Annotated in this window: 11 protein-coding genes and 1 riboswitch; of the genes, 6 read left to right on the top strand and 5 right to left on the bottom strand. The window is 52.3% G+C overall.

What is annotated here, in order from left to right; genetic code table 11:
- Positions 1-37: 37 nt before the first annotated feature.
- The 3 genes from BUB30_RS14690 to BUB30_RS14680 are packed head-to-tail and all read right to left on the bottom strand — an operon-like array spanning position 38 to position 2,566.
- Entirely contained in the window at positions 38-790 is a 753-nt protein-coding gene (locus BUB30_RS14690) for an SDR family NAD(P)-dependent oxidoreductase (protein WP_073135432.1), read from the bottom strand.
- A gap of 58 nt (positions 791-848) precedes the next feature.
- Positions 849-1,601 (bottom strand): SDR family NAD(P)-dependent oxidoreductase, encoded by a 753-nt coding sequence (locus BUB30_RS14685; RefSeq protein WP_073135430.1) that lies wholly within the window; start codon positions 1,599-1,601, stop codon positions 849-851.
- Between the two features lie 26 nt (positions 1,602-1,627).
- Positions 1,628-2,566, bottom strand: coding sequence for an SMP-30/gluconolactonase/LRE family protein (locus tag BUB30_RS14680; RefSeq protein WP_245804102.1), 939 nt, complete (start codon positions 2,564-2,566; stop codon positions 1,628-1,630).
- A 373-nt stretch (positions 2,567-2,939) separates the two neighbouring features.
- Here BUB30_RS14680 and BUB30_RS14675 point away from each other — a divergent pair, with 373 nt between their 5' ends.
- Both BUB30_RS14675 and BUB30_RS14670 read left to right on the top strand, forming a co-directional pair.
- A complete protein-coding gene (locus BUB30_RS14675; protein ID WP_073135428.1) occupies positions 2,940-3,860 on the top strand; it encodes a family 2A encapsulin nanocompartment shell protein in 921 nt (306 codons plus the stop codon).
- Between the two features lie 50 nt (positions 3,861-3,910).
- Complete coding sequence (locus BUB30_RS14670) at positions 3,911-5,680, top strand: family 2A encapsulin nanocompartment cargo protein cysteine desulfurase (RefSeq protein WP_073135426.1); 1,770 nt, start codon at positions 3,911-3,913, stop codon at positions 5,678-5,680.
- 24 nt (positions 5,681-5,704) lie between these two features.
- Here the strand turns inward: BUB30_RS14670 and BUB30_RS14665 are convergent, their stop codons facing one another.
- Complete coding sequence (locus BUB30_RS14665) at positions 5,705-6,427, bottom strand: CHAD domain-containing protein (protein ID WP_073135424.1); 723 nt, start codon at positions 6,425-6,427, stop codon at positions 5,705-5,707.
- Between the two features lie 212 nt (positions 6,428-6,639).
- On the opposite strand from BUB30_RS14665, the gene BUB30_RS14660 reads away from it, so the two are divergent.
- Complete coding sequence (locus BUB30_RS14660) at positions 6,640-7,551, top strand: pirin family protein (RefSeq protein ID WP_073135422.1); 912 nt, start codon at positions 6,640-6,642, stop codon at positions 7,549-7,551.
- 24 nt (positions 7,552-7,575) lie between these two features.
- Here the strand turns inward: BUB30_RS14660 and BUB30_RS14655 are convergent, their stop codons facing one another.
- A complete protein-coding gene (locus BUB30_RS14655; protein ID WP_073135420.1) occupies positions 7,576-9,003 on the bottom strand; it encodes an arabinose isomerase in 1,428 nt (475 codons plus the stop codon).
- A gap of 271 nt (positions 9,004-9,274) precedes the next feature.
- Here BUB30_RS14655 and BUB30_RS14650 point away from each other — a divergent pair, with 271 nt between their 5' ends.
- The 3 genes from BUB30_RS14650 (at position 9,275) to BUB30_RS14640 (ending at position 12,998) form a co-directional block, all read left to right on the top strand.
- Positions 9,275-10,168, top strand: a complete 894-nt coding sequence (locus BUB30_RS14650) for a PIG-L deacetylase family protein (protein ID WP_073135418.1) — start codon at positions 9,275-9,277, stop codon at positions 10,166-10,168.
- A 349-nt stretch (positions 10,169-10,517) separates the two neighbouring features.
- Complete coding sequence (locus BUB30_RS14645) at positions 10,518-12,101, top strand: hypothetical protein (protein WP_073135417.1); 1,584 nt, start codon at positions 10,518-10,520, stop codon at positions 12,099-12,101.
- A gap of 189 nt (positions 12,102-12,290) precedes the next feature.
- Positions 12,291-12,398: riboswitch (SAM riboswitch) on the top strand.
- Positions 12,399-12,524: 126 nt separating this feature from the next.
- On the top strand, positions 12,525-12,998 hold the full coding sequence (locus BUB30_RS14640; RefSeq protein ID WP_143164933.1) for a hypothetical protein: 474 nt from the start codon (positions 12,525-12,527) through the stop codon (positions 12,996-12,998).
- The last annotated feature ends 5 nt before the right edge of the window (positions 12,999-13,003 follow it).

The following is a 13,003-nucleotide window of genomic DNA, read 5'->3' as shown; positions in this document are numbered from 1 at the left end:
CTTGTTGAGGGTACGGGTTTAATGCATTTCGCGCACGTTAAAACGTGATGGTCAAACCTCCATCCACAGTAACGACCGATCCCGTGATGTAGGAGGCATCCGGTCCCGCGAGAAAATAAGCCACTCCGGCAACTTCTTCAGGTTGGCCGGCTCTTTTGAGCGGAAGATGATTGTGCTTGACATAATTCTCTTTGAACCATTCGCTCTCCAACTCATTTCTGCCATCGCCTTTGATCGACATGGGTGTAAAAATAAATCCCGGGGCGATGGCGTTTGCCAGGATATTTCGCGGCGCGAACTCCACGGCTTGTGATCGTGTGAGTTGTGTGATGGCAGCCTTGGCCATGCCATAGGCTGAGCTGCCGGGCGCTACGCGTTCATAGTGAATGGAGGTGATGTGAACGATCCGGCCACCGTCCTTCATGAGCGGAATTAGCGCGCGACACACTTTGACCGCGCCGTAAAGCATGACTTGCAAACACCGGTCCCAGGCTTCGAAGTCGGACCCCAGTAATGGCTGGCTCTGCGAGATGCCGACACTATTGATCAGTACATCAAAGTCGCTAAAGTTTTTTTGTACCTGTTCTTTCAATGCATCGATGTGGCTATCCGATGTGACATCCAGGAGCACCGTCTGGTGGCCTTGCCCTTCCATATCTTTCATCGCGTTTTGAAGAAGGGCCGCCTCCGGTGCGGCGCCCAGCACCTGCCAACCTTCTTTGGCGAAGCGTTGGGCCGTTGCTTTTCCAATGCCGGAAGAGGCTCCCAGTACAATTGCTTTTTTTCTCATGCTGACTTTTTTGAAGCGTTAGGAGATTTTTTTTGAAGGTGTTGAATGTTGCGCGATCTCAATACGTTGCGCGTCCACCGGAGACATCGAAAAGGAAGCCCGTGTTAAAGCTAGCCTCTTTGGAAACGATCCAGGCCGTGATGCTGGCCACTTCTTCGATGGTGCCGAGGCGCTTCATGGGGATCTTGCCGATCATGTAGGCGAGCTGTTCCGGGGCCGTCTGATCGTTCATGGCGGTCTTGATGACGGCGGGAGCCAGCCCGTTCACCGTGATGCCCGTCTCTGCATATTCTTTCCCGATCCCTTTCACCAGTCCAATCACACCTGCTTTCATCGCGGTGTAGCCGGCCATGAACGGATTGCCTTCTTTGCCGGCCATGGATGCCATCAGAAGAATGCGTCCGTAGTTTTTTTTCTTCATGGCTATGAGCGCATACTTGGTCATTAAAAATGAACCGCGAAGATTGATGTTGTAGATCTTGTCGAAGGCTTCCGTGGGATAGTCGGTGATGTTGGTGCTGGTGGGGCCGACAATGCCGGCACAATTGATCATGATGTCGATCTGCCCATACGTGGCTTCCACTTCTTCCATCGCTTTTCGCACCCCATCTTCTGAAGCGACATCCACGAGGTGACCGGAGACGTTGTGGCCTTTGGCTTTGAATTCGGTGAGGGTTTTGTCCAGAACCTGTTGGTTGATGTCGAATAGGGCTACCGTGCCGCCTTCGGAAGCAAGGCGATCGGCAATTCCTTTGCCAAGACCTTCGGCGCCGCCCGAAACCACAGCGACCTGGTTTTTGAATCGTTCCATACTATGAGCAGTTCATTTGAGATATTTTATTGACATTCGAATACAACCGTCGGCACACCTTGCCCACCATTTTTTACCAAGAAGAGTCCGCCGGCCAGCGGCTGCTCCTCCAATTGCTTTTCTGACAAACCGACCTTTGCGGAGGTGATATAAAGATCCTGCAAGTGTTCACCCCCAAACGTGCAGGACGTGACGCGGGCAACGGGCATGGCGATGTGCGAGAGCTTTTCGCCCGTGCGCGGATCCCACCGTGTTACCTGCCAACCGTCCCAGTGTGCGATCCACAACATGCCTTCCGCGTCGATGGTCATGCCATCCGGAAAGCCATCTTCCTTTGGGATTTTTATAACGACACTTCTCTCCGTGATCTCGCCCGACGGAAGATGATAGCGATAGGCCACCACTTCATAGGTAGGGGTGTCGATATAATAAAAGGTTTGATGATCATCGGTCCACGCCATGCCGTTCGAGATCGTGACACCACCGATCTTTTTTGTATGTGCCAGGTTTTTGTCGATCATATAGAGACTGCCGGCACCGGGCGCTTCGGACAGGGCCATGGTGCCCACCCAAAACCTGCCCGCGGGGTCGCACTTGCCATCGTTAAAGCGATTGCCGGGCAAATGCACTTCGGGGTGATGCAGCATCCGGATGCGGCCGCTGTCTTTATGGACAAAGGCCAACCCGGTTTTCAGGGCCGCGATGTATTCGCCATTGTTGCACAAGGCGATGGAGCCCACCATGTCGTTCACAACGATCTTTCGATGGTGTTGCGCGACGGTGGAGAATTCATGCACCTCGCCGTTGAGAATGTCGACCCAGCAAACCGTCTTTCGCGCGGCATCCCAAACCGGTCCCTCGCCCAGCAAACACGTGTGCGGGATAACGAGGGTGGGGGCGCTCCGGGGGGTGATCATGAATTGTAATATAACCCATTTTTCATAATCGGTGACGAGGTTTTCCATCACCTTAAAGATTTGCTTTTCAACGCGATGATTTGAATTTGAACAAACCCTTGTTTTATCCACCATTTAATAATTACCTTACTACAGAATTAGTGCATACTGATTCCCGCCGCTTCAATGTCAGGATCAAGTCCCACCTGTTTGATCTTATTGAAGACGGGCACCTTCAAATTTTCATATCGTTCTTCGTAACGTCTCTTGACGATCAACGTGCGTTTCGCACATTTTCATCAGGAGCGTACAACCGTAAAATGCTTGTCGATCCTTGACCGGGTCGATGGTGTGTATTTCAGTAGAGCAAGACTAAGTGTTGAAAAAACAAAACATTCTATAAATCAAAAAAGCAAGACCTCCGAAAAAAATCTAAAAGCATATGGCAGAGAAAATCAAAAATCAAACCGCACTCGACGATGTAGCCGCACGACAATTGGCCATAGCCACCCGCACCGTGCCTCAAATGGGAACGATCACGCCGCGCTGGTTGACACACCTCATGAGCTGGGTTCCCGTGGAGTCGGGCGTGTACCGTCTCAATAAAGTGAAGGACGCCCAAAACATCGAAGTGGATTGCTCCACGCGCGACGAGCACGTGCTTCCCCACACGTTTGTGGACTACGACGCCAACCCGCGTGAATATAATCTCAGCGCCGTCAACACCCTGGTGGATGTGCACACACGTGTGTCCGATCTGTATAGCCGACCCTACAATCAAATCAGTGAACAACTCCGGCTGGCCATCGAGGCGATCAAAGAGCGCCAGGAAAGCGAGCTCATCAACAACAAGGAATACGGTCTCATCAGCAGCACGCCGGCAGCTCAGACCATCAAAACTCGCACGGGCGCACCGACACCCGACGACCTGGACGAACTGCTGGCCAAAGTGTGGAAAGAGCCCGGCTTCTTCCTGCTCCACCCGCTGACCATCGCAGCCTTCGGTCGTGAGTGTACGCGCAGAGGTGTGCCACCGCCGACCGTTTCGCTGTTTGGTTCGCAGTTCATCACCTGGCGTGGCATTCCGCTGATCCCGAGCGACAAACTCCCGATCACCAATGGCAAATCAAAAATTATCTTGCTCCGCACCGGCGAAGCGCGCCAGGGCGTGGTGGGCCTCTATCAACCCAACCTGCCCGGCGAACAAACACCGGGACTATCCGTGCGATTCATGGGCATCAACGACAAGGCTATCGCCTCTTACCTGATTGCACTGTATTGCTCCATCGCCGTGCTGGTAGACGATGCCATCGCCGTGTTGGAAGACGTGGACATTACGAAGTACCACGAATACAAGTATTGAGGATTTTTTCCTTGGTAAGTGACGTTTGTCCTATTTCTTAACACACGGTCATGAACGATTTACATCAAGATAATCTACCCGACGTCCGGGAACTGGAACGGTTGGCTAATCAATATTTTAAGGCTACCCCCGGCGACCCGTCCGTGGAATCGGCACAACGTTTTGCGCAGGCAAACCCGGTTGCCGAAAGCCAGGTGAGTGACTTTTCGCCGGCGGATGTGGGCGCTTCCAATACCCAGATCAACCACCCGGAAAGTTTTGACATAAAGGATCCACAAACCAGTTTGCCCGATCCTCATTTTTACAATGGTGAAATACCCAAGTCGGTCGCAGGCAGTGGCCGGTCGCCCTCTTTGCAAAATCCGAGCGGAAACTACAGCGCAGAACCGGCGGGAAACAAGTCGTCGCATCGGTTGCCCTTTCAATCGGAACAACCGTTCGAGCAGGAGTTGAACCAGGTGCTCCGGCAGATCAATTCCTTTATGGCCACGCCGCAGCTGCCGGTCAGTCCTTTTCCCGGAATGCATCCCACGTCGTTTTACTTTTTGAATGACAACACACCGTCACCCGTGCCGGGTGGGATTGGGATGGTGAGACCACCCTTCGATATCAACCGCGTGAAAGGCGACTTTCCAATTTTAAAAGAACGGGTCAACGGGAAATCGTTGGTCTGGCTCGACAACGCTGCCACCACGCAAAAGCCAAAACTCGTCATCGACCGCATCAGCGAATTTTACGAACACGAGAACTCCAACATCCACCGCGCCGCCCACGAGCTGGCCGCCCGCGCGACGGATGCTTTTGAAGGCGCACGCAAAAAAGTACAGCGCTTTCTCAACGCAGGCTCGCCCAACGAGATCATCTTTGTCCGCGGCACCACCGAGGGGATCAATCTCGTGGCCCAAAGCTGGGGTGATCAAAATCTGAATGCAGGCGACGAGATCATTCTCAGTCACCTCGAACACCACGCCAACATCGTGCCCTGGCAATTGCTCGCCGAAAAGAAGGGTTTCAAGATCCGGGTGATCCCGGTCGACGATGATGGCCAGATCCGGTTGGACGAATACGGCAAGCTGCTCAACAGCAAGACCAAGCTGGTGTCGTTCACGCACGTATCCAACGCGCTGGGGACGGTAACACCCGCCCAGACCATCATCAATATGGCGCACACGGCTGGAGCAAAGGTTTTGCTCGACGGTGCCCAGTCGGTGTCGCACATGCGGGTTGACGTCCAACAGTTGAACCCTGATTTTTTTGTTTTCTCCGGTCATAAAATATTCGGACCCACCGGCATCGGCGCGGTCTATGGAAAAGAGGAGTTGCTCAACCAGATGCAACCCTGGCAGGGTGGAGGCAACATGATCAAGGATGTGACCTTCGAGCACACCGAGTTTCACAAGGCCCCCGGAAGATTCGAAGCCGGCACAGGCAACATCGCCGACGCCGTGGGGCTTGGCGCCGCCATCGACTATGTGAGCCGCATCGGCATGGAACTCATCAACCAATACGAGCACGCCCTTTTGCTTTACGGAACGCATTTATTGAGACAAGTTCCAGGCCTGCGCCTGATCGGTACCGCCCCCGACAAAGCCAGTGTTATGTCGTTCGTCCTCGACGGCTACACGAACGATGAAGTAGGACAAGCGCTGAATAAGGAGGGCATCGCGGTGAGAACTGGCCACCACTGTGCGCAGCCAATTTTGCGCAGGTTTGGGGTGGAGAGCACCGTTCGTCCGTCGCTGGCGTTTTATAACACCTGCGCCGATGTCGACGCCCTGGTGGCTGTGCTGCATAAATTGAGGTCGGCTAAAAGAAGGTAAGACAAGTATCACATCGATGGGCGGTTAACCATAGAAACCGGCGGTAAGATTTCGGATTTGGCGTATGTCGTGTGCACAGGCCGTGCGGAGAGCGCGGTGCTCATGACGATTGCCGTCATTTTTCTTTAGCAGCTGCAGTAAGAGTTGTTTGTCATGAAGATTGCCGATGGCTTCCTGCAGCGTGTCGTAAAATTTTTCTTTCTTCTTTTTTAAGTGATCGGTGGACCCGGCAATAAATAAAGCCGCCTTTATGGATTTTCGGGTTTTATGAATGTCTTTCAACGCGAGATGAGGATAGAGCTTGCTTTCTATTTTCTTGTATTGATGTTTGAGATAACGACCGATGTCGCGATCCTTGATTTTTTTTAGATAAGGCTTGAGTTTTTCGGATTGCGCCTTTACGGTTTGCAAGTAGTTGGGGACTTTCGATTCAAAACTTTCCAGCGGCGGGTGCTTCGTGGGAGGAAGCTGCAGACCTTCCTCGGGATACTTTGTCAGGAGCGAAGTAAGCACTTCCGATTGGCGGATGGCATCGGCCTTTCGAAAAATAGCACGGAAGGGAAGAAAACGTTTATGACTTCTGAATTTCTTCTTGCCGTTATGGATCAGGTTCAGGACGGCCTTCACTTTTTTTATGTCGATACGGACGAGGTGCAAGGTTTCGATGTCATGATTGACGGGAACGGCTTTCAAATGTTCCGTGAGTGCGCGGAAGGGCTTGTTGGCAAATTTTCTCAACCGTTTCATTGTTTTACGAAGCGGGCCCCTGGTCGGCCCTCGTGTTGGGATTAACAAGTTACGAAAAGAGTTTGTTCACCGGTTCATTTGAGCAAAAAGAAAAGTCGTCGCGGTCTGGCGTGTAAACACAAATCGTTTTTAGGCTTGAGCTCTATTTGTTTAAAACGGTATCTTTGAAAGACCGATAATTTCCATCGAAAAAATCAGAACCAGACTCGATCATGCTCGACATCGTCATTGAAGCCCGCAAAGCCGCTATCGCTCCCGGAATGGAAGTGAAAAGAATTCTTCCCTTCCGGATGCGCAGAATGGTGGGCCCATTTATTTTCATGGACCACGCCGGCCCCGTGAGCATTCAACCCCAGTCGGTCGCAAAGATGGATGTGTTGCCCCACCCGCACATCGGGCTATCCACGGTCAGCTACTTATTTAATGGCGAGGTCACCCACCGCGACAGCCTCGGCGTGCAACAAGTGATCCGCCCCGGCGAAGTGAATTGGATGACGGCCGGAAAAGGGATCGCACACTCCGAGCGATTTGAAGACCCCTCCGTCCTGGTTGGTGGCTTCGAGATGATCCAAACGTGGGTGGCGCTACCCGAAAAAGACGAAGAAGCCAACCCTACCTTCGACAACTACAAACCCGAACAACTCCCCATCTATACCGACACCGGCGTATGGATGCGATTGATCGCCGGCGACGCCTATGGCCTGAACAACAACGTGAAGACCCACTCGCCGTTGCTTTACCTGCACGCCGTGTTGCAACCTGGCGCAACGTTCGGGCTACCGAAGGAACACAGCGAACGCGCCGTCTATGTCGTGAAAGGCAGCATCGAAGTTTCAGGACGCACGTACACGGCGGGCCAGATGCTTGTTTTTACAAAAGGTGTGGATCCTACTTTGATCGCCAAGGAAGCGAGCACGCTCATGCTCCTAGGCGGCGAGCCCGTGGGAGACCGGTTCATCTGGTGGAATTTTGTGTCGTCGCGAAAAGAGCGCATCGAACAAGCCAAAGCCGACTGGACCGCGGGACGGATCGTTCTACCCCCTAACGACAATCATGAATTTGTGCCGCTCCCCGAAGACAAATCGAAAGCCGCGGGTAGCCCGCCACCACAGGCGCTGTCGTAATAGGATCAATTTATTTTAATGTCCTCAACACACCTGGACCACCTCGATCCCCCACAACGCTCCCAACTTTTTTAGCTTACCGGCAATATGGGTTACGCCCACGGCACAGTGATGCGCGGGGCCCTGTCGATTCCAGTGTTCAACAAAATTCCGGGCGCCAATAGGAAAGCGATAGCGACTGTTGGTGTTCCCGATCTCCAGGATCGGGCCAGCAACCGATTCGCCCTCGGCACACAAGAGCATGAGCGTGCCATCCACCTTCTCGACCACCGACAGCAGCGTTACCGGCCCTTGCTTCACACGCATCTCCACCGACAGACCACTGCCCACTTTTCCATGATAGACGTGCAGCGGCTTCACCTTCGTTTTCCCCTGGGCAATGGCAATGTGGCCCGGGCCGTCATGCCCCATCAACACCACATCGTCCACGTAGTCCATGGCATAATATTCCGTGAACGAACCGCCCACGCCAAAGCTGTCCATGATCTTCATGGCTTGCGCATTCTTCACTTCATATTCCCCGGCAACGGGAATGCCCCGGCCCGTGAGCAGCGATGTTCCCAGGATGATCGAACTCATCGTATCGGCATTGGCAACATTGCCGGTTCCTTTGTGATAGTAGGCGAGCGATCCCAACTGATGCTGTTCCACCAGGAGATCCAGGGCGACGGAGGTACGGGCCGCACGGACCAATTCGTCTTTTGAGCAATCGGGTTGAACATCGAAAGCGCTGTTAAAATCATTGACCCGAAGATCGATCAATTCCGGGGCAATGGATTCGCGAAGGGAGGAGAGCTCGTCTACTTCAATGATCTCCATATGTCCGCCAAAGGTGGCGCAGTGCAGGGTTAGGTTGGAGTAGATGTCGAGCATGCCGCCGTAGTAATTGCCCATCAGCCCCAACCGGTTGTGGAACAGGATGTGGGCCACCCGCGCGGCATCTACCCAGGCCGTTACTTCCTCCCAGATCGCCGGATCATGAAGCGTGCCCGTCACTTGATAGAACGGGATCCTGGACCGCTGGAAGACGCTGGCAATTTCGGGCACCGGACAGGGAGAACAATACGCGAGCCACTCACCGGTCATCTGTGTGCGGTCGGTCAGGTGGTTAAAGCGGTGGTAGTCGATCGATGCCTCGGGAACAAGATTGAGAATGACCACCGGCACTTTGGCGCGCTGCACCACCGGCAACACGGTCGACGACAGCGCATAGGTGGTGACGTACAAAAAAATGATGTCGACATCTTTTTCCCGGAAGGTATGACCCGCCTCCAGCGCTTTTTCGGGCGTGTCGATCAGCCCCAGGTTGATCACTTCGTGGTGGGTGGACGAGATGTTTTTGTGTACCACCGATACATAACCCTCCAGCCGTTGCTGTAAGCCTTCAAATTGTTCCCAGTAGGCTTGCAGGCCTATACCGAACAGTCCGATTTTTAAATGATAGTTTTTCATCTGCGTCGAGAGTGGTCTTTTGTTTTTCGCTTTAAAAAAACGCGGTGTTTTAGTAAAGATAGCGAATTCCAAATGCTACACGCCAGCATCAAAACCCCTGTGAACACCCCGCTTCATGCCGGCGATGACGGCATTCGGATAGGGTGAGGAGGTGTATGATTCCGCATATTTTTGTTACGACCGGTCATAAAATAAGAGATGCCGCGGTGACAAGGTGTAGCAATTCTTTTGTAACATTACTTACCAACAGGTATTGATAAAACCATTCCCTATGAAACGTCACGTACTTCACTTCCTCATCGTACCGGTGCTCCTGCTGCTAACGATCGCCGGTTTTGCACAGACCCAACAACCGATCAGGATCGTCATGATCGGCGCGCACCCCGATGATTGTGATATCAAAGGCGGTGGCACCGCTGCGCTCTTCGCTGCGATGGGCTATGCCGTGAAATTTGTGGCGGTGACCAATGGCGATGCCGGTCATCAAACGATGGGTGGTGGTCCGCTGGCCAAGCGCCGGTTTGAAGAAGCGCAGGAGTCGGCGCGTCGACTGGGTATTGCGGCCTATCATATATTGCCAAACCACGATGGCGAGTTGTTACCCAGCCTTAGCGTGCGCCTGGAGATCATCCGCGAGATCCGCGAATGGAATGCTGATGTGGTGATCAGTCCACGTCCCAATGATTATCACCCCGACCACCGCTACACCGGCGTGCTGGTGCAAGATGCCGCCTTCATGGTAGGCGTACCCAACGTAGCCTCCGATGTCCCCGCGCTGCGTAAGAATCCCGTGTTCCTTTATTTTGAAGATTACTTCCAACGCCCCAACCCGTTCCGTCCAGATGTATCGGTTGACATCACTTCGGTATTCGACAAAAAAATAAACGCCCTCGATTCACATAAATCACAAGTATACGAGTGGCTTCCCTGGATCGGCAACTACGCCACCGAAGTACCCGCCGAAGGCCCCGGACGAATCAAATGGCTGGCCACGCGCTACACCCGCAAAATAACCCCCGAAGCCCGCAAAACCCTGGAAGCCGGCTACGGCAAAGACAAGGCCCAAGCCGCCCAACACGCCGAGTCATTCGAAATATGCGAATACGGCACCCAACCCACCCCCGAAGAAATCCACCGCCTATTCCCCATGATCAAAATACAATAGAACCCCACGCCCCAACGATCAAATGTCATAGCAGCCCACACCCACCATGATCCTTTTGTACTTTTCCAAATAAAAAGGGATCACCCGCTTGTTGGTGTCCCCACCAACAAGCATTCCTTCCAGCCACAACGCGAAGACACACCACCCCGCACAACGTTAAAATTTTATACGTCCATTCATCTCAACCCAAGATCCAAACCCCATTTCCCCTCCATATCCCAAACCCAACCCCATCAAAACCCCTGTTTAAACACTTTTTCAACGCCCCGAAATCCAAGTATGATTTCCTCCAATTTTCATTTAGGAATCCTCCCCAAAAATCCAGATTTTTCGGATTATAATATTTCCGATGAGGTTGTGCATTATTTTGATCTTTAGCTGCCTGGGCCTAACGGGAGGTTATGCGCAACAAGCGTCCGTGGACAGTTTACTGAACCGGATACCATCCACCGACAGCCTCCGGGAATTTCTTCCGAAAGACACCCTCCTGCAAAAATCCCATCACAAAGTAGATTCCATACAAGCGTCGTTCTATCACGGCGCCGACAGTTTAAAGGGCATTTATCAGCGCCCCATCAGCAAGCTGGATTCAGTGCAAAACAAATTGCAACACCGGCTCGACAGCCTCACCACACTGAATCTCCCTACCGGCAAAGTAACGCATGCGCTGGACAGCGTGAACCAACTGCGCGAAAAGACGGTGGCCAGCTTCAATGAAAAATTGAATACCCTGAAAGGAAAGACCACGGGCAAGCTCGAACAACTGGAGCTACCGCCTCAATTGAAAGACAAAGTCTCGTCGGTGACCGGGAAGGTTGACGGCTTTCAAATTCCCGGTTCCGAACTCGGCCTGCCCTCCGTGGGAGGTGCCTCACTGGGTAAGATCGATGGAATCAATGGCATCGGGAGCATGGACGGGCTGAATAAAATCAATGGTGTGGACCTTCCTCAGACCGGTGGGTTGGGAGGCATAACCGATGCTGCTAAAGTAGGAGAGCTGCAAAACGTGACCAGCCAAATGGGTGAAGTGTCGAAGGTGACAGGACAGGCCGGCGAATATGCCACGCAGTTGAAAGAAGTGAAGGCCGTGGCCGGCGGCGATCTGAGCAACACCGCAGAATTGTCAAAGACAGCCGAGACAAAAGCCGCAGAGTTGTCGGGCATCAAAGACCTCGAAGGACAAACCAAAGTACTCGACCAATACAAAGACATGGCAGGCAAAGCCGCAGACCCCGAAGCCATGAAAGAAGAAGCGGCCACCAAAGTGAAGCAAATGGCCGTGAACCACTTCGCCGGCAAGGAGAAGCAACTGCAGGAGGCGATGGACATGGTGTCTAAATACAAACAGAAGTACGGCAGTCTGAACAGCCTCAGCGACATCCCCAAAAAACGTCCCAACGAAATGCACGGCAAACCCTGGTATGAGCGCGTGCTCCCCGGTATCGCGATGCAGATGCAAAAGAAAGGCGAGGACCTGATGGTGGATTTCAATCCCTATGCGGGCTACCGCTTCACGGGCCGCATCACCGCCGGAGCGGGTTGGAACCAACGGGTTGCCTACAACACGAAACGAAATTACTTCGATCATGCCGCCCGTGTGTATGGCCCGCGCGTGTATGGCGAGTTCAAACTCTGGAAAGGATTTTCTCCCCGCCTTGAAGTGGAGACCATGAATACCTTTGTGCCGCCCCTGACCCGGGTTGCCATTCCAGACGCCGGCAGTCGCGAATGGGTGTGGGGTGTGTTCACGGGCATGAAGAAGGAATACCGCTTCATCAAAAATGTGAAAGGCACGGCCCTGATCATGGTGCGTCTGTTCGACCCCCATCACAAAAGCCCCTATGCCGACGTGCTGAATGTGCGGTTTGGTTTTGAGTTTCCCATCAAGAAAAAGCCAAAAACCGCCAAGGACACGAAGAATTCAAAGCCCTAGCATTTGAAAAGGTCGACAGTTTTTTCGATGCCCCCAACAACGTCTTGCTGTCCTAACATCCTGATAAATAATTGTTTGTAGTGCATGAAGACAGCTCAAAGGGCTGGCTTTAAAATACCGGAAAATATTTTTTTTAATATTTCCACAAAGTCTATTGACTTACTAGATTTATAACCTATATTTGTTCCATATTTATAAAGAATAGGGAAGAGAGCAGACTCGTTGAACCTATTGCAACCTAGCCTCTTGATGGGAAAAGGTGCTAAATTCTGCCTAAATGATTAGGGAATATAAATAAGTACAAAACCATGAAAAACATTCAAAGTCTCTCCTTCCTCCCCCAAACGTGTTGTTGCTGTTGTTGACGGCCAGTCCACCTCCGCTTTATACAATCCATTTACAACACAAAAAAATCTTACGACCATGTCACAGACAGCATCTGTATTGTCATCCGAACAATCTTTATACATCTCCACAGCCGAAGTTTCATTTGCTCCTGCAAAAAACGCTGAAGCCGTTGCCTCCAACTTGAATTTCGTTTTCGAAGAGAATGGCTTTTATATTCCCTCGACCGCCTTTGCCTACAACGAGCGGGTGAGCCTGACCTTCCGGGTGAAGGAAGCATTTGCCACGCAGTTTATTTTGATCAAGGGATTGATAGAATTCAACCGCTCGAAGGATTTGAAGTTTGCGTATAACCGTGATGAGAGATCTTTCGAGATCGATCTGGAAGCCGCGCAGCTTGAAACGTTGAATAATTTCCTGGGACATATTCATGCGTTGCTTCAGAAAGAAATTCTATTCAAAGCCGTGTTGAAGAAGGTGATCGCCTTCGAGAACCAATACAAAGCCCTCCGCGATGTAGTGTATGCCGAGCAGCAAGCCGTGGCAATCTAGTCAGG

This window comes from Chryseolinea serpens (assembly GCF_900129725.1).
In the GTDB taxonomy this organism is placed as follows: domain Bacteria; phylum Bacteroidota; class Bacteroidia; order Cytophagales; family Cyclobacteriaceae; genus Chryseolinea; species Chryseolinea serpens.
This window is presented reverse-complemented; position numbering and strand designations above follow the sequence as displayed.